Origin of the sequence: Salipiger sp. D13 (assembly GCF_003703915.1) — a bacterium.
GTDB lineage: Bacteria > Pseudomonadota > Alphaproteobacteria > Rhodobacterales > Rhodobacteraceae > Salipiger > Salipiger profundus.
The window spans coordinates 1-21813 of the sequence record NZ_ML112601.1 but is presented as its reverse complement, the minus strand read 5'-3'; the positions used below and the strand labels follow the sequence as shown (position 1 = coordinate 21813).

Annotated in this window: 23 protein-coding genes; 5 read left to right on the top strand and 18 right to left on the bottom strand. The window is 64.2% G+C overall.

What is annotated here, in order from left to right:
• Positions 1-28 precede the first annotated feature (28 nt).
• Together D6860_RS15135 and D6860_RS15130 are read left to right on the top strand one after the other, a co-directional pair.
• On the top strand, positions 29-628 hold the full coding sequence (locus D6860_RS15135; RefSeq protein ID WP_229743336.1) for an MbcA/ParS/Xre antitoxin family protein: 600 nt from the start codon (positions 29-31) through the stop codon (positions 626-628).
• Positions 622-1320 carry an RES family NAD+ phosphorylase gene (locus D6860_RS15130; RefSeq protein WP_076625789.1) on the top strand — a complete coding sequence of 233 codons (699 nt, stop codon included), beginning with the start codon at positions 622-624 and terminating at the stop codon, positions 1318-1320. The genes D6860_RS15135 and D6860_RS15130 overlap by 7 nt, the downstream gene beginning before the upstream one ends.
• Before the next feature lie 89 nt (positions 1321-1409).
• Here the strand turns inward: D6860_RS15130 and D6860_RS15125 are convergent, their stop codons facing one another.
• Positions 1410-1712 carry a type II toxin-antitoxin system RelE/ParE family toxin gene (locus D6860_RS15125; RefSeq protein ID WP_076625788.1) on the bottom strand — a complete coding sequence of 101 codons (303 nt, stop codon included), beginning with the start codon at positions 1710-1712 and terminating at the stop codon, positions 1410-1412.
• On the bottom strand, positions 1702-1953 hold the full coding sequence (locus tag D6860_RS15120; RefSeq protein ID WP_076625866.1) for a type II toxin-antitoxin system ParD family antitoxin: 252 nt from the start codon (positions 1951-1953) through the stop codon (positions 1702-1704). Before D6860_RS15120 ends, D6860_RS15125 begins: the two co-directional genes overlap by 11 nt.
• 562 nt (positions 1954-2515) lie before the next feature.
• On the opposite strand from D6860_RS15120, the gene D6860_RS15110 reads away from it, so the two are divergent.
• Positions 2516-3079, top strand: coding sequence for a hypothetical protein (locus D6860_RS15110; RefSeq protein ID WP_076625865.1), 564 nt, complete (start codon positions 2516-2518; stop codon positions 3077-3079).
• 70 nt (positions 3080-3149) lie between these two features.
• On the opposite strand, the gene D6860_RS15105 is transcribed toward D6860_RS15110, so the two are convergent.
• The 5 genes from D6860_RS15105 to D6860_RS15085 all read right to left on the bottom strand — a co-directional run bounded on the left by D6860_RS15105 (position 3150) and on the right by D6860_RS15085 (position 10954).
• Complete coding sequence (locus tag D6860_RS15105; RefSeq protein ID WP_076625864.1) at positions 3150-5165, bottom strand: type IV secretory system conjugative DNA transfer family protein; 2016 nt, start codon at positions 5163-5165, stop codon at positions 3150-3152.
• A gap of 8 nt (positions 5166-5173) precedes the next feature.
• The gene (locus D6860_RS15100) at positions 5174-7501 is read right to left on the bottom strand and encodes a relaxase/mobilization nuclease domain-containing protein (protein ID WP_076625786.1); all 2328 of its coding nucleotides are present in this window, start codon (positions 7499-7501) and stop codon (positions 5174-5176) included.
• Positions 7488-8069, bottom strand: coding sequence for a helix-turn-helix domain-containing protein (locus tag D6860_RS15095; protein ID WP_076625785.1), 582 nt, complete (start codon positions 8067-8069; stop codon positions 7488-7490). Before D6860_RS15095 ends, D6860_RS15100 begins: the two co-directional genes overlap by 14 nt.
• A 567-nt stretch (positions 8070-8636) precedes the next feature.
• Positions 8637-8843: a hypothetical protein gene (locus tag D6860_RS15090; RefSeq protein WP_068117809.1), complete on the bottom strand. Its 207-nt coding sequence runs from the start codon at positions 8841-8843 to the stop codon at positions 8637-8639.
• A gap of 1181 nt (positions 8844-10024) precedes the next feature.
• Positions 10025-10954 carry a DUF2493 domain-containing protein gene (locus tag D6860_RS15085; protein ID WP_076625784.1) on the bottom strand — a complete coding sequence of 310 codons (930 nt, stop codon included), beginning with the start codon at positions 10952-10954 and terminating at the stop codon, positions 10025-10027.
• Between the two features lie 623 nt (positions 10955-11577).
• Here D6860_RS15085 and D6860_RS15080 point away from each other — a divergent pair.
• Entirely contained in the window at positions 11578-11853 is a 276-nt protein-coding gene (locus D6860_RS15080; protein WP_076625863.1) for a hypothetical protein, read from the top strand.
• A complete protein-coding gene (locus D6860_RS15075; protein WP_076625862.1) occupies positions 11853-12188 on the top strand; it encodes a type II toxin-antitoxin system RelE/ParE family toxin in 336 nt (111 codons plus the stop codon). Before D6860_RS15080 ends, D6860_RS15075 begins: the two co-directional genes overlap by 1 nt.
• Here D6860_RS15075 and D6860_RS15070 read toward each other — a convergent pair.
• The 11 genes from D6860_RS15070 to D6860_RS15020 all read right to left on the bottom strand — a co-directional run bounded on the left by D6860_RS15070 (position 12185) and on the right by D6860_RS15020 (position 21746).
• Positions 12185-12691, bottom strand: a complete 507-nt coding sequence (locus tag D6860_RS15070; RefSeq protein WP_083697988.1) for a JAB domain-containing protein — start codon at positions 12689-12691, stop codon at positions 12185-12187. The genes D6860_RS15075 and D6860_RS15070 overlap by 4 nt on opposite strands.
• Entirely contained in the window at positions 12688-13440 is a 753-nt protein-coding gene (locus D6860_RS15065) for a phosphoadenosine phosphosulfate reductase domain-containing protein (protein WP_076625861.1), read from the bottom strand. The genes D6860_RS15070 and D6860_RS15065 overlap by 4 nt, the downstream gene beginning before the upstream one ends.
• Complete coding sequence (locus D6860_RS15060) at positions 13424-13807, bottom strand: hypothetical protein (protein ID WP_076625860.1); 384 nt, start codon at positions 13805-13807, stop codon at positions 13424-13426. Before D6860_RS15060 ends, D6860_RS15065 begins: the two co-directional genes overlap by 17 nt.
• A 23-nt stretch (positions 13808-13830) precedes the next feature.
• Entirely contained in the window at positions 13831-14061 is a 231-nt protein-coding gene (locus D6860_RS15055) for a hypothetical protein (RefSeq protein ID WP_076625859.1), read from the bottom strand.
• Positions 14062-14280: 219 nt separating this feature from the next.
• The gene (locus D6860_RS15050) at positions 14281-15009 is read right to left on the bottom strand and encodes a DUF736 family protein (RefSeq protein ID WP_076625858.1); all 729 of its coding nucleotides are present in this window, start codon (positions 15007-15009) and stop codon (positions 14281-14283) included.
• 117 nt (positions 15010-15126) lie between these two features.
• Positions 15127-15405 (bottom strand): hypothetical protein, encoded by a 279-nt coding sequence (locus tag D6860_RS15045; protein WP_076625873.1) that lies wholly within the window; start codon positions 15403-15405, stop codon positions 15127-15129.
• An 81-nt stretch (positions 15406-15486) separates the two neighbouring features.
• A complete protein-coding gene (locus tag D6860_RS15040; RefSeq protein WP_076625857.1) occupies positions 15487-15765 on the bottom strand; it encodes a DUF5983 family protein in 279 nt (92 codons plus the stop codon).
• A gap of 2 nt (positions 15766-15767) precedes the next feature.
• The gene (locus tag D6860_RS15035) at positions 15768-16205 is read right to left on the bottom strand and encodes a DUF6915 family protein (RefSeq protein WP_076625856.1); all 438 of its coding nucleotides are present in this window, start codon (positions 16203-16205) and stop codon (positions 15768-15770) included.
• A 1-nt stretch (position 16206) separates the two neighbouring features.
• The gene (locus D6860_RS15030) at positions 16207-16593 is read right to left on the bottom strand and encodes a DUF6878 family protein (RefSeq protein WP_076625855.1); all 387 of its coding nucleotides are present in this window, start codon (positions 16591-16593) and stop codon (positions 16207-16209) included.
• A 124-nt stretch (positions 16594-16717) separates the two neighbouring features.
• Entirely contained in the window at positions 16718-20977 is a 4260-nt protein-coding gene (locus D6860_RS15025; protein WP_076625854.1) for a bifunctional class I SAM-dependent methyltransferase/DEAD/DEAH box helicase, read from the bottom strand.
• A gap of 112 nt (positions 20978-21089) precedes the next feature.
• A complete protein-coding gene (locus D6860_RS15020; protein WP_076625853.1) occupies positions 21090-21746 on the bottom strand; it encodes a DUF6927 domain-containing protein in 657 nt (218 codons plus the stop codon).
• Between the last annotated feature and the right edge of the window lie 67 nt (positions 21747-21813).

Below are 21813 nucleotides of genomic sequence, written 5' to 3'. Positions count from 1 at the left end.
TCCTTCTGCAGTTGAGAGCAGAGGCATCATGATTATCCAAAGCGGAAACCGGAAAATGAATCACCAGAACAACAACTTGAAACCACGAACACCGCATAATGGTGACGCGGTATATCACATCCGGAAAATTCTGCCAGGCGCGGGTAGCCACGCCCCCATTGACAAATGGCAGTCAATATCCATATATCTGCCAAATATCCAGATGGAGGCCAAGATGCCGGAACTCAGACGGATCGAACCGCACGTCGCCGCGCCCGCGCCGCAATTCTCCGATGAAGAGATTCAAGCTATGCAGCGCGCGTTCATCAAGCTCGCCGAGCTTTGGGGCATGACCGACGAGCAGGCCTCCGTCCTCATGGGCGATATTTCGGTGCGGACGTTCCGGCGTTGGAAAGCCGGGGAATTCGGCCGTGCCGGGATCGATACGGCCGCACGCCTCTCGAACATCATGGGGATCCACAAGGCGCTTCGACTGCTATTCAAGGAACCGGCACGCGGGTATGGCTGGATCAAGCGACCCAATACGGCATTCGGCGGCTCGACGGCTCTTGACGTCATGCTTGGCGGGCAGATCACCGACATTATGCGGGTCAGGCGCTACCTTGACGCGATGCGGGGACCATGGTGACAGCATCTGAGACCAGGGTCATCTGGGACAGGTACCATCGCCTGGTAAACTCGGCCTACCCACCGATCGATCTCTTCGAGGATATCGCAGACCCAGCCGACTGGTTGCTTCTCGGCTCGGGGGAGAGCAAGACCAACCCCAGGCTCGCCCTGACCATCGGAAACCTGGACCTCGTCCCCGAGGAACGGCGCGTCGGAGGGCCTGGAGCATCCTATCTGATGGCCCCATTCGTGCATGTGACACCCGATCACCAGGGGCGGTTCCACGACGGCACCTTCGGCGCCTTCTATGGAGCGGACGATTTCGAAACGGCCCTTTTTGAGACCGTCCATCACACCCAGCTGTTTTGTGCCGCAACCGACGAAGCGCCGGGATGGATCGCGGACAAGCGCGAACTGATCGGGAAACTCGATGCGGTCCTTGTCGACGTCCGGAAGGGGTTTGACGATCTTCTCAACCCGGAAGATTACACCAGCTCCCAGGCCTTCGCGCGAGAGCAACGTGCTCATGGAGCGCATGGTATCGTCTACCCGTCCGTCCGAAACCCTGGCGGCACATGTTTCGCGACTTTTTATCCGGATGTCGTTTCCACTCCCGTCCAAGGGCGCCACATCAACTACCATTGGGATGGCGCGAAGGTTGATATGTTCAAGGACCTGGGCGACGGGTCAGTCTACGCTATCTCGGCTTGACGCCACGGCGAACAGAGACAGGGGAAACGGGTATAGCTCCCAGATGGGGTGCCGCGAACCTCCCTCAACCAACCGGAATGCCTCTGCCGTCACCGATCCCTCAAATGTCGCGGCACATCCATGGACTGATGCAGGACCCGGATCACGAAGATCGCGGCCCCATCGACCTCGTAGAACGCAAGATGGCGGCCTGTGATCAGTTGCCTGCATCCCGGCAAGAGATCCGAACAGTCCGTTCCGATCAGCGGATTGTCGAGCAATCCGTTCAGGGAATGTTCGATGTCGTCGAGATATCTGTCTGCCTGGTCGGGTCCCCATTTACGGGATGTCTGCGCCCAGATGTCGATGAGATCGGTTCCGGCGGCTTCGCTGAGCCGGATCTCACGCGTCATTGGCACCAGACCTGGCCCGCGCCTCGCGTTTGATCGTGGCCATGTCCAGCGGTCCCGCATCGCCGGAATCCTTGCCCTCCATCAGGGCGACCCGGAGCCGAGCGCGTTGGCCCTCCTGCTCTTCCATGAGCCGCAGCGAGGCACGGATCAACTCGCTGGTCGACCCGTACCGACCCTCCTTCAGCATCAGGGCGATGAATTGGTCCCAATGCGGGCCGAGTGTAACGCTGGTGCTTGCCATGCTCACCTCCGAAATATGCACAAAGACGATATATGCGTATTCCTTAGAATTCAACCGTTGGTGATTGAGAAGTACCCGCCCCCCAAAAAACCGCTACGTATGATACTTGCGACGCATCCGATCGCCATCAGCGCTGGTGTTGCTATCTGGCACGCCTGTACTGTGTTCGCATCTCAAATCTAAAGAGCCCGCCGGACGCTTTCCATGGGGGTGTGCGCTTGGCGGGCAGCAGATTGCAGCGATGTTTTTGCCGAGTCATTAACTTGTCACTTGACAATTTAAGAAAGTGGGGTATCTAAGGTGCCAAGGAAGAAGCACACATCAAAGGAAATCGAGGCCGTCATTCAGGAGCTCGAAGAGCTGGGATGGGACCTTATCGAGGGCAAGGGGCACGCGTGGGGGATCCTCCGATGCCCGACCAACGATAAGGATTGCCGCTGTGGCGAGTTTTGTCAGATGTCTGTCTGGTCGACCCCAAAGAATCCACAACAGTTCGCGAAAAGGATCCGACAGAAGGCTCTGGCCTGCGTGAAGCTTCAGAAGAACGACGAAGGTAATGCCGATGGCTGAAGAACTCGAATTCGAGCTGGTCTTTGCGCTCCCCGACGGGGAGCACGATGCGTTCGCGCTCTCTGACGCGGTCTTCGAGGCGGGCTTTGAAGATGCGCTCGTGGGCACTGGCCATGCCGGTCTGCTGGGTGTGGAACTGGAGATTGAGGGGGATGAGGCCGAAAGCGCGATCCTTGAAGCGGCGCGGGCGCTGATCAAGGCGCTGCCGGCGGGCACAGTCCTGCGCGAGGTCCGTCCCGACCTGGTGTCTCTTGCGGATGTTGCCGAGAAACTCGAGGTTAAGCGACAGGCGCTGCAGCAGCGCAAGATGCCCCTTCCCGTAGCCGGCGGCCTCTACCGCATCGATGAGATGATCGAGGTGCTGATGGAAGCCTCAAAGCCGGCGAAGGGGCAGCGTCGTCCGCGCTTTAACCTGGCTTCCGCCGCGAAGTGGTTTCGTGCGGGCCCCGCGGCCCGCAGGGTGAACGCTCAGTTGACGATGCGTGAGATCGACCCTGCGACGATTGAGCGAGCCCCTCGACCAGAGCGCGAAGACCCTGGCTTTCTTCACCCGTGACAATGGTCGGCTCAAGGGCGGGGCCACAAGACGCCATCGCGACATTCTTTCGAGTCGCCCGCATGGCGGTTTAGCCGATCCCGAACTTCTCGCCCGCCTCGCTGATTTTTGCTTCCGAACCGGAAATCTCCGCCTCCAACCGCTCCAGATCACTCACGGCGTCCCGTACCCGGACGACGTCGTCTTCTGTCGCAGCCTCCACCTCCAGATCTGCCTGCCGCCCGAACTCCATCTCGAACTGCCGCTGATCGTCCGCGAGAACTGCGGCACGACCACGCCGAGGCGCTTGAGCCGGGCTGGGCTCAATGGGTGCACTCCCTCCGGAGTCTGTCAGCCCCATCCTGGCCTCTAAATCGCGCTCTGTCAGACCTGACCCACGCGGAGCTGAAGGCATCGCCCGGACACTCAGGGGCAACTCCCCCATCGGAGGAACTGGGCCTTTCGGAAACGGCAATTCCCCCTCCTGCGCCGCGTGGATGCCTTTGAAAAACGGATCCTCGTAGTAAACGACCCGCTTCGCCCGGACCGGCATCTGCGCGTCCACAACCACCACGATCTCATCAAGCGGCAAACGTCGCGCCTCGTCTTCCGGCAGGAGCGCGACCTCCTCCGTCCGTTCAGACTGGCTGCGCCCTTCGAACGGGTTCTTGCCGACCGCGCGGGAGCGTGTGACCACGGTCTTGGTAGTCTTGCCCACGGCCTTGCTCAGCTCCTCGACCGTCTTCTCGTCTGAAGGCGTCAGGTAGAGCTTGATCCCGGCGTTGCCTTGCAAGGCGCGCCGCGTGTTCTCGCCGTAGATCTCGTCGATGGCCGGGATGGTCTGGGTGACCACCGCCAGATGCCCGCGATAGGCGCGCAGCACCTCGATGCTCTCGGCCACGATCGGCATCTTTCCGAGCCGGTTGAACTCGTCGAGCATGATCATGACCGGCCAGGGCTCGTCCGGACCCGGCTCCTTGTCCTGAAGCGCCGAAAGCAGGTCCGAGAAGAAGAGCCGGATCAGCGGTGCCAGCGGCTTCACCATGAGGGGCTGGACGACGAGATAGACGCTGAAAGGTTTCTTGCGGATCGTCCGGAAATCGAAGTCCGACACCGCCGTCGCGTCGTCGATCGCGGGGTTCTGCCACTGATCGAGGCCAGAGGTCATCAGGAGCGAGACATAGGAGGTCAGCGTGTCGTTGTTGGTCGAGGCCAGCCGCGTGAAGATCAGCCGCGCCGCGGCGTTCTGGACCTCATGGGCGCGCGCGAGATATTCCTTCTGCTTCTGCCCACCTGAGGCGGCGATGCGGTAAATCTCGCCGAGCGTCGGCCTGCGGCGCTGGAAGGCCAGGAGCCCTGCGGCGACGAAGAGATCGATCCCGCCCTTCAGGAGGCCCTGCACCCGGTCATTGTCGTTCTGCAGGAAGAGTGTGGCCAGGAGCTGCAACTCCATCTGCTGGCGGGCCGGGTCTTTGAGCTCATAGATGCGCAGAAGTGGGTTGTAGCGGTGCGTTCGTTTGTCTTCCCAGTCGATCGGCGCGAAGCGGAACACCGCGTCGCCCTGCGCCGCCCGGTGGCGGGCCGAGGCCTCGAAGCACTCGCCCTTCACGTCGAGCACCACCGCCGAGCCCTGCCAGGTCAGGAGGTTCGGAATGACAAAGCCGGTGGTCTTGCCGCGCCCGGTCGGGGCCACGATCAGCGCGTGCGGGAAGGTCCGGGAGCAGAGGAACGGTGCACGGGATCCGGGCTTGCCCAGCTTGCCGATGATGAAACCCGTGCCCGGCGCGCCAAAGAAGCCGTTCCGCTTCATCTCCCGGCGGGTCTGCCAATGGGTATAGCCGAACCGCGTGAGGGCCGAGCCCGACATCGCCAGGCTCATCATGAGGCCCGCCACCCCGGCCCCGCCCATGATCAGGTTGATCAGGCGGAAATCATCGGGGCGGGCGGCCCCGATGGCCCGGTAGTTCTGGGCGATGTAGAAGAAATCGATCTCGGCCCGAAAACCCAGATCGCGAAAGGTCACGACTGCCGAGGCGATGACATAGCCGATCGCGATGGCGACGAGCGTGACCAGCGCCACGCCGAGGGCGAGGCGGCCCTTCCCCACCCCTCCCATCAGTGGGTCTCCCCGCGCTCGCTCTCGCCATAGACCAGATCGGCGCGATGAAGTTCGAACTCGCGGTCGGCGATCTCCTCGACGACGGCACGGGTCGCCTCGCTGTTGGCGGTCGCCGCGTCGGATTGCAGATAGGTCTTGGCGGCATAGAGCCGGTCGAGACGGTCTTCGATCTGGGTCTTCAGCACGTCGACATCCCCGTCCCGCAGCCGCTCGATCTGCGCCGCGTCGAGCTCGCGCTCGACGGCGTCTCGGTATGCCAGACGTTGGCCGTCGTCCTGGAAGGGCGAATGCAGATTGCCGGCCCGTTCATGGTCGACGACCCGCCGGATGTCCGGATCGGCAATCGATGCGCCCTCGACAGCTTCCCCCTCGCGCTCGCCCGAAAGCCGCCCTTCGCGCAGGTCGAGCGCCACCTCCCGCAACTCGTTTTCGCGGCGGACCCGGTCGATGGCCTCGGTGTCGCGCAGCTCGGTAACGGCGGCATAGGTCGCGCCAAGCCCGCGGGCGAGATGCGACGGCATATCGGGATAACGCGCGCGGAACGCCTCCGCGACGGCATCCGCAACCGATGTTCGCGCGTCACGCCCGTCCATGATCCGGTCGACCTCGCGGGTGATCTCGCGGGCACGGGCCTCGTCGGTGATACGCTCCCGGTAGGGTTCGGACCGGTCGATCACATCGCCGGGGCGCGCGAGCAGTTCCGGATGCGCATCGAGGTAGCCCCGCTGCTCTTCCTCGATACGCCGCTCCGCCCGGGAGGCGATCTCCCACTCCCGATCCTCGATCTGGTCTCCGGTCAGGCCTTCCGCGCGCATGTCCTTACGGATCGCGCGTTCCATGTCCTCAGTGGCGTCCGAGTGATAATGGACCCTCTCCGTCACGGTGCGATCTTCCACGACACCGTCCTCACGCAAGACCCCCGCCCGCTCCATTGCGACGCCGAGCTGGACATGGGCCCGGTTGAGGGTCTCGCGCGCCGTCTCCAGATCCGCGCGGCGCTCGAGGTTGAGACCGTCCCTCTCAGCCACCCGCGCCAGATCGTCGGCGATCCATTGGCGCTCGAGCGCGGCGTTCTGTGCGCCCGTCTCCATCCGCGCGACGACGACGGACGAACTGATCCCGGTCCCGCGCAGCGCCGTGTCGACCTGCGCCCGCACCTCGGGGTCCCGCAAGCGGTCGAGCCGGGCCGCATCGATATTGGTCTCGGAATAGACACCGCCCTCCGAGGGCTTCTCGGTCAATGTCATGGAGCGCAGCCCCAAGGGCTGCATATGCGCGAGCCGCGATTGGATCTCATTGAGGCTGCGCTCGAGCTTCGGCCGTTCGGCCTCCGGCTTCTCGGCGATCATGCCCTGAACGCGCACGACCTGATCGGCATAGCGGGTGCGCAGATCCTCGAACGATTGCTCCTCTGCCACGTAGACGCCTCCTTCCAAATGCAGCTTGCCGCCCTTCGCCAGGAGCTCTCCGGACCGGAAGAGCGCGTTGGCGATATCCTCGCGATTGTCCGCGGAAGCTTCGGCAGCAAGGGAGTGATAGATGATCCGGGTGTTGGCGATCTCTTCGAGCGCGCGGTCGAGATCCGCTCCGACCCGCGGGCGCGGCTCTGCGACGCGTCCCTCTTCCTTCGCCGCGTAGACCTCGCGGGTCTGCGGCGGATAGTGCTCGACACCCCGATCGAGCCGCCGCGTGGCCTCCAGGCGCACCCCGAACCTCTCGGCCTCCTCGACCATAGCGAGGCGAAAGTCGTCATAGTTGAACCGGTGGTCCCGGCCCAGGAAGAAGAACTCGCCCTCCTGCGATCGGCGATTCAAAACTATATGCGCGTGCGGGTGATCCCGGTCCTCATGGACCGCGATGATGTAGTCGAAATGCCCCTCCTCGGACTGGAAGAACCGCTCCGCGACATTCGCCGTAATGTCGCGCACGTCCTCGCCCCGCGTGCCGATCGGGTAGGACATGAGCATGTGCGTCGTCTGTCCGAGCTTGGGTTTGAACCCCGCACTCCAGCGCTTGGCGAACCGCTCGGTCAGGTCCTTGATCTCCGACCCTTCGAGTTTCGTCTTCCCGTCCAAAAAGCCGCTCGAGTCGACGATATGGGACGACTTCGTGGTGAGGTAATCTAGCTGGTTCATGAGCTGGGACTTCGTATGGGTGCCCCCGCCCCGGATCGCCTTGAAGACCGCCGCACGGTGACCGGCGGCCGCTCGCACGAGCTGCCTCTGTCGGGACGCTTGCAGCCCCTGCATCGAGCCCCTAATGCGGCTCCAGCCATCCCGGAAGATCTCTCCGGTGACGTCATGGACGGCATCATTCAGCCGCATGGGCGAACTCCCTCAGAGCGGCGGTGGCGGAGAGCTGCACCCTGTCCCGGCGGCGACGCAGCAGCAGGTCGATCTCGTCAGCGGAATCAAGGATGAACCGCGCCAGCCCGCGCATCTGCGCGAGGCGCAATTCGGTGAACTCGACACCCGCACCCTGCCCCGTCCGGTTGGCCTGCGTCATCTGCTTGGCGATCTGCGCGACGCCGTTGCCGACCTCGTGCAGGGAGGCCCGGTAACGCGCCATCTCAGCCGCCAGCTGCGCGTCCGGCACGAAGGTTCCGCCCGCCGCCTGGATGAGCCGCCGGACCCCCTCGGTGCGGGTCTCGATCCCCGCCGCGGCCAGGACCTCATCCAGCGCCTCGAGCTCTTCCGGGGTCAGCTTCACCGTCACCGCGGCGGTCGCCACGGCCGCATCCCGCTGGCGATCCGCGTCCGCTTTCAGGGTGTAGCGCACCGCCCGCGCCGTGACGCCGAACCGTTCCGCCAGCTCCGACGTCGAGACCCCCTCTGCGGCCTTACGGACGATCTCCGCTCTCTCGAGCATGGTCAGTCTTTTGGTCCGGGACATGCGGAAGAAAGCCTCCCTATTTCCTGCCACCTTCATTCAAGGTCGCCCCCATCATACGAAACTATATGTCACGGTCAATCCAATATTATTGTAGAATGCCCCCAGGCGACCTTGAATTCCGCTTCTGGCCGAGCACCGCAGGTGCGAGGCCCGGCCCACAAGGCCCAAGAAAACCGACCATCTCCAACCGCACACCAGCCGCCTTTTGTCATGCCCGCGCCCGAGGGTCTGTCCGAACACGGGCCCGTGTTCGGACAGATGCGAGGGGCGGCGCATCTCTTCACCGACGGGGCTGACAGACAGGGTCAAGGGTGGCCAGATTTGGCTTGGCCCAAATCTCTGCCGGAAAAACCGGCGGGCGCAGCCCGACTGTTATTCCGGATGGCCCCCTTGAGGCTGGCCGGCAGACCTGTCCCAGGCGATCTCTCATATCCCCCGTCAGGACCGCTTGCGGTCCTGACACCTTCCCGGGAACACCGGCCGAAGGCAGGGGTTCCCGGTCCTGGCGCAGCCTTTCCTGGAACAGGGAAAGGGCCGCCCCTAGGGCGGCCCATCCTCGTGGGAGGATTACTCCTGCGGTTCCTTGGAGCTCGGCGGGAACATCACCAACTCCTGGACTGCGACGGGGAAGTCGAGCTTGAGGCTGAAGAACTCCGAGCCGTCCCCGTTGCGGGTGTTGCGGAACATCGCGCCGACGCGCTGGAAGCGGGTGCGTTCCTTGCCGTCGCTGTCGGTGAACTTGACGGGAACGGTGGCGACGTAGTGGTTGGTCATTTGGGTCTCTCCTTTTTGCGATGGGGATCACCCGGCACGGGGGACAAGGGCAGGCCGCAAGGGCAAATGCGGAGGGTCCGCGCGCTCGCCGCGTGGAAGCCGTATTTGTGCTTGCCGGAGCGAAGCGGAGGGGACGGACGGCCCGACCCCGTGCGATCCACATCTAGGAGCAAAGAGGGGAACCCGGATGCGCATCTCGCTAATGACGCCGCCATCGGTCCTGTCGAGTTATGTGAGACGTGACAAGGTCCGTGCCGCTCTCATCCAAGGTGCCGGTGGGATGGTTCGCGTGCGCCCTATCGGCACGCCCACGGTCTTCAGCCTCGGGCGCATCGCCGGTCTCGCGCTCTGGGGTGACGATGCCAGCCTTGCTCGATCCGCAGGTTGTCCGACGGGAATGTGTCGCCGTCATCGGGCGGCGCGGTCGTTGCGCTGCGCCCGCCCCAGCGATCTGCACCCGGACGGGCGGATCGCGGGGTTTCTGGCGCGCATGAGGGCAACCCCGCCGGCTGGCTCCGCAAGGAGACCGCCGCCGGGGTATGCCGCTCAGCGTGGCCAGAGGCCCCGTGTTCCGGGTGGAGGCCGGTACGGCCGGAACCTGCGAGCGCGGTGACGGCGGTGCAACCGCCGGCAGGGGCCCGTCATGACGGAAACCCGATGACCGTCGACCATCATGTCATCTGCATCTGACTGAGGGACCACGGCCAGTTGAAAGGTGAAGCAGCCCCGCCCGGCCAAGGCCGGGCGGGGCTGCTCTTGTGGATGGTGTCGCAGTCGTCGCGAGCGTGGAAGGTTTCGAGAGAAGGGTCGCCGGGCGACGGGCCGCCCGGTGGCAGGTGACGTTCAGGCGAAGAGAGACTCCCAGACGTGCCCACAATGTGCAAAGACCTCCCCCCAGTGGAAGTTGACGCCCCCGCCATCGATGGTTTCCCAATCGGTCCGCGAGGCGTCTTCGTCACCGGCTGGCCGGACGCAGGGCAGACGGATGGACCGGCGGGATCGTTTTGCCTTTGGCAAAACGGACCGGAGCGCAATCCGGACGAGTGGCCAGGGGATGCCCTGCACGCGCGACGAACAAACCCGGATGCCATCGCAAAAAGGCTCATNGAACAAACCCGGATGCCATCGCAAAAAGGCTCATGAAAACGACGAAAGGGCCGCCCGAAGGCGACCCTCTCTCTTCAATCCTGCGACGCCTTCTTCGCCGGGTCCGCAACCCGCATGACCGTCAGGCCTTTCGCTTCCGCCTTCTGCCCGAGGTTCAGCGCGACCCCGTTGCCGCCGAAGAGCACAACCCCCGTCGCCGCGAACTTGTCGTCTAGCATCTCGTCGTTGCACTTGAACGGTGCCGCCCGCCCGTGTGCGGACCAGCGCGGATCGAACCGCGCCTGCGCCACACCGCGGGCGCGAGCCCACCGGGCCGCGATCATCTCGGCGCCATGCTTGCCGCCCTTATGGCAGAGGAAGATCTCCTGGTTGCGGTTCTGCCGGATCCGCCCCCGAACCTTGTCGAGTGTCGAGAAGATGACATCGACATCGGTCCAGTCGGTGGCGCCCGAGACGATCAGAGGGACCCCCTCGACCTTCGACTTCGCAGCCGTCTCCCGATCATGCTGTTCCAACAACTGCCGGGCCTCGAAGACCGCCCCGGTCTCCTGGGCGCGAGCGCTTGCGCGAGACCCCGCCGCCGGGATGAAGGCATGGCCGGTCTCGACCTCGTAGCATTCCGCCGCCGCCTCGCTCATCACCTCGATGGCGCCGACGATCTCCCGCAGGTGCAGGAAGCGGGCCTGGGCTTCTTCCAGCGCGGTCTCCGCGATCTCCGATCCGTCATGGGATTTTGCCAGGGCACCGATCTTGTCGGCGGTGCGGTCAAGCTCCTTGCCGAGAGCGACCTTGCGGCGCTGCAGGATCGTGGCAAGCCCGTGCGCCAGCGGTTCGATCTCGGTCTCGAGACCGGTGCCCCGCAGCTGGCCGAGCAGGGCCTCGAAGGTTTCGCGGGTAATGCTGTCCTTCAGGATGTGATCCTCGGGGATCGGCAGTTCTGCGTCTTTCTCCGTCAGGCCGAAAAGTTCGATGGTCTCGTAGGCGTTCGCGTTCTCGTAAGTCATGTTGGTGTCTCCAGATGTTCGGGGACCACCACGGGAGTGTGGTGGCATGGCCGAATGTCCGGTTTCCGAATCTGCCCGGGTCAGGGACGGCGGAGCCGCCGGCTTGCCGGGCGCAAAAGTTTTCCAAGCGCGAGCGCCCCCACGGGCGCGCCGCCGCGCACTGGACCGCCCTGCACCTCAAGCACCGCCCTCGCCGAAAAGTTTTGCGATCCTTGAGGCGGGCTGATTTGGGGGCCATCCGGAGGATATGCTTCCACGCTCATGTGTGTGTTTTGACGGTAGGTTTGCCCGACGCGAGCAGGCAAACGGAGCGACCGGACGCGGGAGACGGATGAAGCGGCGGGATCGTTTTGGCCTCCGGCCGAAACAGACCGGAGCGCAATCCGGCGGAGCGGCCGGGGAGCGACGTGCTCGCGAGACGGGCAAACCGGGATGCCGGGCGCAACGCCGCGGTGAGGCCGCATGGCCGAATGCGCGATCGGCCAGCGGCCGATATCTCCCCTGCGACTTGGCGTACCGAACAGGGGAGGCCGTCAGGCATGGGGCGGTTTTCCCGGTCGGGCTGACCGGCTTGCCAGATGCCGCGGATTTCAGTAGTCTATTGGAGCACCAAGGAGTCCGCCATGAGCGTTCAAAAGCAATCCGTCAGCTTCACCGATACCGCCTACGCTTTCGCCAGGGAGCTGGTCGAAGCCGGGGAGTACCCCAATGTGAGCGCGGCGGTTTCGGGGGAACTGGCAAAGGCCAAGGCAGAACGTGAGCGCGAACGGGCGATGCTCGAAGCAGAACTTGAACGGCGTCTGTCCCTGCCGCTCGACCAATGGGAACCGGTCGGCGACGCCTCCGATGTCACGGCCGGTGCACGGGCGCATCTTGCCACGAGGGTCCGCAAGACCTGATGCGGTTCGTCCGGCATCCGTTCTTCGAGCGGGATCTCATCGGCATCGTCGACCATATTGTCGGCATCACCCAAGGCGATACCGGATCAGCCCTTCGGCGCCTGGATGAGGTCGATGCCTTGCTGCGATCCATTGCAGACAACCCGACATCTGGCGTGCGGCTTGAAGGACAGCTCAAAGGCTGGCTCGTGCGACATGGTGGGTCCGGCCATCGCCTGACAATCGTCTTCAGGCCGGATGTCGAGGCGGATATCATCTACCTCGCACTTGTTGCCTTTGGTGGACGGAACTGGATGAGGCTGGCGTCCACCCGGCACATGTTCCCGGATCTCTAGTCACCCATCATCCCCGCCGCCCGCATGCTGAACGCGTTCTTCTCCCGCCCGAAGCCGACGATGATGTGATCGTGGACAACGATCTCCATCACCTTGCAGGCCGCGACGATCCTGCCGGTCAACTCGATGTCCGCCTGGCTCGGCTCAGGATCGCCCGAGGGGTGGTTGTGGCACATGATGATGGCGGAGGCGTCAAGAACCAGAGCCGACCGGAGCACCTCGCTGACATAGACGGGGACGTGATCGATGCTGCCCCGGGTCATGATCCTGTCGCGGATCAGCTTGTTCTTCCGGTCCAGCAGCAGCACCCGAAACACTTCGACCCGTTCGCGAACGGAAGTGAGCGCCAAGTAGTCGGTCAGCATGGTCCAGGATTGCAACGCGGTGGTCGACCGGGCATACCTGCGCAGGATGTCGCGGGCGGCGTCGATGGTCGCGATCTCGGCCTCCGAGAAGCCGGGCACGCGCCGTTCGGTGATCTGATGGGGGTCATAGAGGGTCATGCTGCCTCCAATCGGTTAAGGGTTTCGCGGAGGCTCGTCCCGTCGGGACGCAGGGTGTGGCCGATCTCGTCTTCGAGAGCCATGTAGGCGGAAAGTAGGTCCGGTCGCAGCCGCGCCGCGCATCGCAGATCGGCGAGCGAAGACATGATGCAGAAGCTGCAGGACAGCCGCGACATGCCGCGGCCATAGGCCCAATGCGGCTCCTGCCCTGCCGCGGCGATGGTGTCGAATACCTCCCGCCGGGACAGCTCATGAATTGGCAGCCAGTCGATCCAGGTTCGGCCCGCCACGCTGTTGCGGTTGTTCAGCCTGACGACGGGACGGCACCGACGCGCGACGCTCTCCTCGGCGCGCATCCCCATCGCACTGACGATGCGTCCGGCGAAGCGGGGATTGGCCGCGAGATAGCGACGCAACTCCCGCTCGATCGGGCCGCGCTTCTGGTCGGAGGTGCATTGTCGATATCGTGGGGACGGGAACATGCCCCGTGCCCGGACCATCTCGAAGAATGATCTTCGTGGTCTTGCGATCACCAGCGGCAGCCCGAACGTGGTCTTCCGGATATGGCAGATCGTTCCCGGCCATTCCACGTCGCCGAGGGTGGCATGGACGATGAGGAGCTGGCCGCGCGGGATTCCGGCCTCGACCAGCCTGATCGTCATCGCCTGGCTGTCCTTGCCGCCGGAATGGTTGATCGCCACAAGTCCGCCCCGGTCGATCATGTCGGTGATGTCAGCCGGAATGCGCATCGGAACCTCCGAACATGGCGGTCCAGTTGTTCCCGGCGGGCATCTGGTCTTGGCGTTTCAGGACGGCGAGACGGTTCATCAGATCCATGATGACCGGCGTCGTCGGGTGGTTGGCGCGCGCGCCCTTGGACGGTCTGGCCAATCCGGGAGGTCCATACTTCAGGAGGTGGATTGCGGCCTCGAGTGAAGGCACGTCCGTCTCGCGATTGATGAGCTCGCGAGGCGTGACCGCTCCGTGGGCAGCCAATGCGCGGTTCCGTGCCGCGCCCAGACGGCGCCCGTCGATCCGGTAGGCCGCATCGACCCATTCGCTGACGTCGGACCAGGTAAGCCGCGTGCCGGGCGTGGTGTATCTATACTGTGTCATGGGAAGCCGTCGATCCTTGCCGCTCAGATCACGCCGGCGATGACAAGGCCGGATTTCATGGATGGACGGCCGCAAGCCTCGCAGAAGCCGGCGCGCTGATCCGGTTCGAGATCGGCGGTGTGGTCGCAATCGGGCGCCATGCAGATCGCGGGCACGATGCCGTCGAGCGCATAGGCTTCCAGGAAGTCCGTCGTGCCTCCGAAGCCTTCGGCTTCGGCCAGCGTGACCAGCTTGGGGTGAGTGAGATTGAACATCGCTGTCGTCCTTCTGATGGGGTGAAACAAAAAGAGGGGAGCCGCGCTGCCGCGGCTCCCTTCACGGGACCTGCCTTTCGGGGACAGGAGGCGCGGGCCAGTCGGAGACATGTCGGCACCGCCCCGTCAGGCCTGGTTCTTGGGAGGAGGATCAGGCCTGTATGCCCGAAGGGCGCCCCGGTTGCCCGAGACGCCCTCTCGCTGCAGTGACGCTATGTTTCAGCCCACCAACGCGAGGCCGGTGTTGTCCGACCGCTCCTGGCCGGCGCTCTCGACGAAGGGAATGATCGAGAAGGTCTGGCCGCCGCGCTGCTCCTCGTTCTGCACGGCGTTGACCCGCAGATCGCCATCGGGCGTGTTGATCAGCAGTGACAGGTAGTCGTTCCCGGTCCGGCTGCTCTTCGCCATCCAGGCCGAACCCACGCGGATCGCCTTGCCCTTGGGCGAGCTGACCTCGATCCGGTAGTCAGGGTGGGTCTCCTCAGTCTTGTACGTGTTCTCGATCAGCATGAAGTCGAGATCGAACATCATGTTGGCGATGTAACCGGCGAAGGCGTTGTCGGCATCCATCGCGGTGAGCTCGCCGGCGATCGAGCCCGATTTCATAGCGCCGTTCGACACCAGCGGGATGATCTCGAATTCGCCCGTCATCGCCTCGCGCGCTTCCTTCGTCTGCACGGCATTGACGCGAAACGGCCCGAGGCCGACATCGATCTGCATCGAGATGTAGGGATTGCCGGTGGTATTGCCGGTCTCGTTCCAGGCCGTGCCGATGCGCACCTTCCGGCCCGCCTTGTTCACCGCGGTCACATCATAGTCCGGGCTCCGCTCGGACATCTTCGTCCGGGTCTCGAGTTGGATACCGACATCAAACCGGGTGGAATGAATCATGCCGGAGTAGGCGGCGCTGGCGGTCTCGGCGTTTTTGGTCAGGGTTCCTGCGAACATGGGTCTTCTCCTTGGATTTGCCGCTGCCCGGCTTCCTGCCAGGACACGCGGGATTACTTTTCGACCCCTCATGGGATCGCAAAAACCAAAAGCCCTCTTTCCTTTCTCTCCTGCCTGTCAGCCCGGCCCGGCGCCCGAGTGGGAGGCCCACGTCGCCACGCCCACTTCCCTCCCCTGCTCTTCCACTGCATCCTGGCCCGGCTCCGATATGAAGAAGTCGGCCTCGGCCCCGTTCAACCGTTGGCCGCTCCGGTCGGTCAGGCCAATGGTGCTGCCGTTCCGCACAAAGGTGATCAGGTACTGGCCGAGACCATCCCGGTGAACCCGGTAACCCTCGTTCGCCCAATGGACAGATTTGCCGGCATCCACGGCGGCCTTGATCTCGGCGATGTTCATCTGGATCTCCATTTCAGTATTAGTGTTGGAAACAAGAGAGGCCCGATCCGTGGATCGGGCCTCTGTGCAACCGCGATTGACCTACCAGTCGAAGACCTTGAGATAGGGGACTGGCGGGGCGTCCCGATCGAAGAGGACGTAGTCACACCCGGCATCCATCGCCAACGCCATGACCGCCTTGAAGGCGTCGCAGTCGACGCCTTCCGGCAGATCGGCGAGGGTTTCAGGGACGGAGAACAGCCAGCCATACTCGTTCTGCATGCTCGGCGATTCGGCGAAGAGCCCGTCGTCGATGGCCCGGGCGGTTTGCCCGGGCAGATGTGTGGTGCTGCAATCGTAGAACCTGCGGACGTTTCGCATGATCAACCCCTCCCTTCCATCCAGTCCTTGAGGCCAAGGATCGTCCTGCCCGCTGCCACCTCTGCCATCCATGCGAGTTTCGGGTCGCCGATGTCGCCGGGCGGATCAAAGTCGATCCGGCCATTGGCCATCCATGGCTCGGGCTGGATGCGGGTGAGCCAGTCGGCAAGCGAGGGTATGCGGCCCTGGCAATCCTCACGCACATGCTGCTCGCCGATCCAGCGGGTCGGAATGACCTGGCCCGCGCTGTTGGTCAGCGTTCTGCCGAACTGGCGTTCCAGTTCGAAGATTCCGAGCGTGTTGTGCCTGTAAGCACGGTGGACGAAGAGCGCGAGGTGTTCCTTGGAGACGTCGAAGAACTCGTGCAGCGCCTGATAGTCCGAAGGTTTGCCGCCGTATTTCCGGGCCGAGCTTTCGGCATGGTGCAGGGGATGGGCCATGTCAGAGCCCCTCGTCAAAGCTGTGGGAACACTCGACGTAGCGGTCGGCGTGATCCAGCGCGATGCTGTCGGCGATGACATCCCAGGTCAGGGTGCCGTAGCCGCCCTCGTTGTTCTCGAAGCCCGGATGCTGGTGATAGGCGACGGACCACGCGAAATCCTCGACTTTCGTATTGAGCTCGTCGGAAAGCTCGACGCCCGCAGGCTGCACCGTCACGTCTTCGATATTGCCGGAATCGCCGTAACCCTCGTATTCGGCGACCACCTCGGTAATGCCGAGGGCACGCAGCAGCGGGAGCAACTCGCCCCTAGCGGCCTTGTTGGCGGCCTCGCGTTCGGCCTGCCACTTCGCCAGCGTCTCGGCGAAGTTGATCTGGGGATCGGTCATGGGTCTGGTCCTCATGTCTGGGATTGGGGGAAAGCGCCGAGGGGTCCGGAGACCCGCCACGGCGCCGGAACGCGAGCGGGCTAACCCCATCCGCGTTCCCCCGGCCCAAAGCCCACTTTTCCTTTCAGGCCGCGCGATCTGCCGCCTTCTGAACCCCATCCCCCACGATCCTGCCCAGGATCGCGGCGGTATCGACGCCCTCCCCGTGCGGCACGAAGACCCTGAGCTGGAAGGCGATGATTTCCGTGAAGCACCCCAAAGCTTTCAACCCGTCGATCGCGCTCCGGTCGGCCCCATCGATCTCGAGGCGGGCCGCGCCGGCGACGCGGCGGCGCGTGAGCGTGAGACCGCGGCCCAGATCGACCGGTGCGGTGGACCCGAGCGCGGCCGTCAGCATCTCCTGCGGGGTTTTCGGTGTGCCGACCATGAACCGCGCACGCAGGGCCGCGGCGCCGTCCTCGCTGACGGTCCGGCCTATCATGCTCCCCTGCCCCTCGGGCGTGACCCGGTAGATGCGTTCGTTGCCCGAGGGGATGTCTTTCCAGATCGGCAGCAGCAGCCCGGTCAGCAGATAGAGCTTCGTCGTGGTGGTTTTGGGGAGGCTGTCGGCCTCCTCGTCCCAGAGGCGCAGAAATTCGGACGGTTCGATCTCTTCCCAGGCGGAGGCCTGGAATTTCCCTTCCCCCGCATAGGTGGATCCACTCGGCCGCGTGACCTTGCGCATCAGCGTGACGATCTCCTCGTCATACATCTGCATCGGACGGGACGAGATCAGCGCCGCGCGACCGGAGGCACGGTTGATCATGGTCAGCTTGTCGGGGTTCCGATCCAAAACCTCCTCGGCCGAGAGGACATGGACGGGGTCCGTCACTTCGAGTCCGACGATCCGCGTCACCGCCCCGGAGCGCGGACAGGTCCAGAGATCCTCGGTCGAGACCTGCTCGATCTTTTCGCCGCGCAACGTCTCGACGCCGAGATCGAGCGTGCCTGCCGCCCGGGCGCGCTCGGTCTGATCGGCGATCCGGCTCATGAACTCGGCGAAGAGCGCGTTCTGCATGTGGATCGGCAGCGCCAGCACCCGGTTGAGGAAGCGCTGGATCGGCGGCAGCTCTTCCAGGAGCACGCCGTCCTGATCGATCAGCCGTAAGGCGGTCCAATCCGTGAACTGCTCATAGCTCATTGCCCCGGCACGCCCGGCGGCCAGGTCGGCATAGTAGCCTCGCAGCGCACCCCTTGCGATCGGGCTTTCGAGATTGTCTTCCTCGCGGAACATCCCCTGGGAGCCGGTTTCGCGCTGGCCCTTGGTGAGGGCGCCCAGCTGGTCGAGCCGCCGGGCGATCGTGGAGGTGAAGCGCTTCTCGCCATGAACGTCCGAGGTGCAGACCCGGAAGAACGGCGCTGACACTTGAGCCGAGCGATGCGTTCGCCCGAGCCCCTGGATGGCCGCATCGGCCCGCCAGCCGGGTTCGAGCAGGTAGTGCCGCCGCCGCTTCTGGTTCTTTGCCGCCTGCGCGGCATGGTAGGAGCGGCCGGTCCCGCCGGCATCAGAAAAGATCAGGATGTCCTTCTCGCCCTCCATGAAGGCACGGGTTTCCGAGGAATTACTACTGGCGGACCGCTTTTCGATGAAGAACGCGCCGTCGCTGGATTTCAGCGGGCGGATGGAGCGTCCCGTCACCTCTGCCACCACCTCGTCGCCAAAGGCCCAGAGGATCTGGTCGAGCGCCGAGGGTATCGGCGCCAGCGCCATCAACTCCATCATCGCCGCATCGCGCAGGGCCTCGGCCTCGCGCGAGACAACCAGGGCACCATTCGCATCCCGCAGCGGTTCGGCGACGACATTGCCGTCGATTTCCACGAGTTTCTGGGCATGGATCGGGAAGGCCTGTTCGAGGTAGGTCAGAACATAGTCCCGAGGTGTGAGGGCACCCTCGGTCAGTTGGTCCTCGGGGTCCATCGCGTCGAGCCGTCGCTTCAAGAGGCTCTCGCCGGTCGAGACCACCTGGATGACGCAGGCATAACCCGCCTCCAGATCCACCTCGATGGCGCGGATCACAGTCGAAGCTTTCATACCCAGAAGCAGGTGATTGAAGAACCTCTGTTTGGTGCTCTCGAACCGCGATTTGGCCGCGGCCTTGGCGGCGGAGGCGTTGGTCTTGCCGGAGACGTCGTTGATCCCTGTCGCGGTCAGCGCGGCTTCCAGGTTCAGGTGGATCGTTCGAAACGCCGACGCGAATGCGTCGTAGATCTCGATCTGGGCCGGGGTGAGCGCGTGTTCGAGGACATCATATTCCACGCCGTCGAAGCTGAGCGCACGCGCCGTATAGAAGCCGAGCGTTTTCAGGTCGCGCGCCACCACCTCCATCGCCGCCACGCCGCCGGCCTCCATCGCCGAGAAAAAACTCTCGCGACTGGCGAAGGGATATTCCGGGCCCTGTCCCCACAGGCCGAGACGCGCGGAATAAGCGAGATTGTGAACGCTGGTGGCCCCGGTCGCCGAGACATAGAAGACCCGCGCCCGAGGCGCGGCGAGCTGCAGGCGCAGCCCGGCGAGGCCCTGCTGGGAGGGTTTGACGCCCCTGCCCGCCTCGGACCCGGCGGCGTTCTGCATGGCATGTGCCTCGTCGAACGCCAGCAAGCCGTCGAACCCGTCGCCCATCCAGTCGAGAACCTGGCTGAGGCGGGTCGTCCCGCATTTGCCGGCCGAGCGCAGCGTGGCATAGGTCACGAAGAGGATGCCGTCGCCCATGGGGATCTGCTGATCGGGTTTCCATTTCGAGAGAGGCTGGATGTCGGCGGGCGAACCGCCGAGATCGGTCCAGTCGCGGATCGCGTCCTCGATCAGCGTGGCGGATTTGGAGATCCAGACCGCCTTGCGCCGTCCCGCAAGCCAGTTCACCAGGATCAGTCCGGCACATTCCCGCCCCTTGCCACACCCCGTCCCGTCGCCGAGGAAATATCCGAGGCGATAGGCCCGTGCTTCCGGATCCTCGTCGCCACGGGTCATCCGGGTCTGGTCCTCGTCGATCGTGAACCGGCCCGGCAGGTCGCGTGCGTGGGCGTCGTTCGCCATCACGATGGTCTCGAGCTGGGCCTCGGAGAGATGACCCCCTTCGATCAGGCGACCGGGCAGCCTCAGGTCCGAGGCAACTTCATTCGACGGGACCGGGGGCGCGACAGATGCCATCGCAATACTCTCGACGAGCGGCGTCGGATGTTCCTGAGCCCCCGTGATCTCAATCCGCTGCGGGTGGTAGCGAGCGTAGATGTCCGAGACCGGTGTGTTTTCGCGGGGTGTGTCGAGGCAGGTGAAGGCCAGCGGGACGGCGGCATGGGATTTGGGTTTGGCAGGCGCCGCTTGGGCGCTTGCGTGCTTACGTGCAATAGGGACACCGACCCGGCGCGACCCAGTCCGAAACTGCGCACCGGTTTGGATCGAGGGAGTGGCAGTGCGGGTTGCGGCGATGTCATCGATGATTTGGCGCGCCGCATCCAGATCGTCGACCATGGCACGGGCGCATTCAATCTCCTCCTGCACCTTGTCGAAGACCATGAGCTGGGTCTCAACCGTGGTGCCGAGCTTGGCGTAAACATGGCCCGGGATCGTCAGCGCGAGGCGAGGCTTTGCGATGGCCGAGGCCCGAGCCCAATGCGCCGCGTCACGTTTTGGCGAAAATCCCATCGGCATGATCGCCACGAGACGCCCGCCGGGCGCCAGGCGCTTGGCGGCGCCGATCAGGTGCTTGGCCGCGATATGCCTGTCCCGCGACCGGTCGACCGAGGAGGCGAATGGCGGATTCATCACGATGACACCGGGGAGGTCAGACACCGTCAGGAGATCGTCGATATGCTCGGCGTCGAAATCGGTCACCTGCGCATCAAAGATCGCCTCGAGAAGCGCCCGGCGGAAGGGATCGATCTCGTTGAGCATCGGCTTGCCACCCGCGCGTAGGGCAAAACCGGCCAGCGCGCCGGTGCCGGCCGACGGTTCGAGGAAAGCTTCGCCGGGGCGGATGGCAGCTGCACACGTGACCAGAGCCGCATAGGCCAGCGGGGTGGAAAATTGCTGCAGGCGGATTTGCTGCTCGGAGCGCCGGGTCTCCGTCAGGAGCCGTGTAGCGAGCAATCTGGCCATCGCAAGCGCGTCCGAACCGCTGTCCCGCACAAGCTGCACGACCGCGGCGGCCTGCATCAGGTCATAGGCCATGCGCCAGGACCACGCGCCGCCGGCATCGCTGCCGCCGAAGATCTCGCGCATGATCCGAGCGAGCGATGAGCTCTTGAGCGGTTGCTTTTCAATCTCGCTGCCGATCAGAGCCACAGCCTGCAGAAGGTGTGGTTTCGATGGGAATTTGGGTGCGAGGTCCGGGTTTCGGTTGTCCATGTCGTCTGTCCTTTGAATCAGGTTACGGGTCCGACAGGACAGAAAGCCGCCTCTGCGCTTTCAAACGCGCGGAGGCGGCTCAAGGCTGAACAGATGGCGATGTTGCCCGCGGTCAGGAACCCTTCCCGGCGAAAAACTCGGCCAGAACCGGACTTGCCGCGCCCTTCGCCGAACCAAGGAGCTCGGACCCGGCGAGCGAGGCTTTCGACAGGCGCACGAGGCCGCCTGTCTCCTCGATGCGGTAGCAGCGACGCTTTTTCCCTCCGCGCCGGTAATGGGTGGCGGTCACGATCTGGCAGGTGCTGCCATCGGTCAGCGTTACCGGTGCGGCCAGTTTGATCTTGTCACCCTCGTCGTAGTCCGGGATCGCCGCCCAGTCGCGGCAGCGCTGACGCCAGGCATGGGCATAGCTGTCGGGATCCTTCAACTCGGAGAGCAATGCCAGAAGGCTGAGCGGCGCGCGCGACTCCACGGGCCCGGCGCTCTCCTCCATGTCCTTGTAGCCCCAGCAGCCCTCGTCATAGCGGGTGAGGAACACGGCGCCGAAGGTGATCGACCCGTCGGCATCGGTCACGTAGGTTCTGTCTTCAACCGGCGCGCCATCGATGTTGGTGAGCCTCAAAGCTGCATACCAGGTCGACCCGAGTTTGGAGGCCTTGAGCAGCACTGTCTTGCGCGTATCCGTCTCAAACGTGCAAAGCCGGGCGATTTCTGCCTTCTCGTCTGCGTAGGTTTTGACGCGGCGATCTGTGTAGAAGAGCCAGCCCATTTCAGTGTCCTTTCTCTTAGAGAGATTTCATGTGTCGCCAATGTCCCGTGTATGGACGCCCCCGGGG

What these genes read in the sequence shown, in the direction of transcription:
- D6860_RS15135 (WP_229743336.1), top strand. Translation starts at nt 29, where the DNA reads ATGATTATCCAAAGCGGAAACCGGAAAATGAATCACCAGAACAACAAC.
- D6860_RS15130 (WP_076625789.1), top strand. Translation starts at nt 622, where the DNA reads ATGGTGACAGCATCTGAGACCAGGGTCATCTGGGACAGGTACCATCGC.
- D6860_RS15125 (WP_076625788.1), bottom strand. Translation starts at nt 1,712, where the DNA reads ATGACGCGTGAGATCCGGCTCAGCGAAGCCGCCGGAACCGATCTCATC.
- D6860_RS15120 (WP_076625866.1), bottom strand. Translation starts at nt 1,953, where the DNA reads ATGGCAAGCACCAGCGTTACACTCGGCCCGCATTGGGACCAATTCATC.
- D6860_RS15110 (WP_076625865.1), top strand. Translation starts at nt 2,516, where the DNA reads ATGGCTGAAGAACTCGAATTCGAGCTGGTCTTTGCGCTCCCCGACGGG.
- D6860_RS15100 (WP_076625786.1), bottom strand. Translation starts at nt 7,501, where the DNA reads ATGCGGCTGAATGATGCCGTCCATGACGTCACCGGAGAGATCTTCCGG.
- D6860_RS15095 (WP_076625785.1), bottom strand. Translation starts at nt 8,069, where the DNA reads ATGTCCCGGACCAAAAGACTGACCATGCTCGAGAGAGCGGAGATCGTC.
- D6860_RS15090 (WP_068117809.1), bottom strand. Translation starts at nt 8,843, where the DNA reads ATGACCAACCACTACGTCGCCACCGTTCCCGTCAAGTTCACCGACAGC.
- D6860_RS15085 (WP_076625784.1), bottom strand. Translation starts at nt 10,954, where the DNA reads ATGACTTACGAGAACGCGAACGCCTACGAGACCATCGAACTTTTCGGC.
- D6860_RS15080 (WP_076625863.1), top strand. Translation starts at nt 11,578, where the DNA reads ATGAGCGTTCAAAAGCAATCCGTCAGCTTCACCGATACCGCCTACGCT.
- D6860_RS15075 (WP_076625862.1), top strand. Translation starts at nt 11,853, where the DNA reads ATGCGGTTCGTCCGGCATCCGTTCTTCGAGCGGGATCTCATCGGCATC.
- D6860_RS15070 (WP_083697988.1), bottom strand. Translation starts at nt 12,691, where the DNA reads ATGACCCTCTATGACCCCCATCAGATCACCGAACGGCGCGTGCCCGGC.
- D6860_RS15065 (WP_076625861.1), bottom strand. Translation starts at nt 13,440, where the DNA reads ATGCGCATTCCGGCTGACATCACCGACATGATCGACCGGGGCGGACTT.
- D6860_RS15060 (WP_076625860.1), bottom strand. Translation starts at nt 13,807, where the DNA reads ATGACACAGTATAGATACACCACGCCCGGCACGCGGCTTACCTGGTCC.
- D6860_RS15055 (WP_076625859.1), bottom strand. Translation starts at nt 14,061, where the DNA reads ATGTTCAATCTCACTCACCCCAAGCTGGTCACGCTGGCCGAAGCCGAA.
- D6860_RS15050 (WP_076625858.1), bottom strand. Translation starts at nt 15,009, where the DNA reads ATGTTCGCAGGAACCCTGACCAAAAACGCCGAGACCGCCAGCGCCGCC.
- D6860_RS15045 (WP_076625873.1), bottom strand. Translation starts at nt 15,405, where the DNA reads ATGAACATCGCCGAGATCAAGGCCGCCGTGGATGCCGGCAAATCTGTC.
- D6860_RS15040 (WP_076625857.1), bottom strand. Translation starts at nt 15,765, where the DNA reads ATGCGAAACGTCCGCAGGTTCTACGATTGCAGCACCACACATCTGCCC.
- D6860_RS15035 (WP_076625856.1), bottom strand. Translation starts at nt 16,205, where the DNA reads ATGGCCCATCCCCTGCACCATGCCGAAAGCTCGGCCCGGAAATACGGC.
- D6860_RS15030 (WP_076625855.1), bottom strand. Translation starts at nt 16,593, where the DNA reads ATGACCGATCCCCAGATCAACTTCGCCGAGACGCTGGCGAAGTGGCAG.
- D6860_RS15025 (WP_076625854.1), bottom strand. Translation starts at nt 20,977, where the DNA reads ATGGACAACCGAAACCCGGACCTCGCACCCAAATTCCCATCGAAACCA.
- D6860_RS15020 (WP_076625853.1), bottom strand. Translation starts at nt 21,746, where the DNA reads ATGGGCTGGCTCTTCTACACAGATCGCCGCGTCAAAACCTACGCAGAC.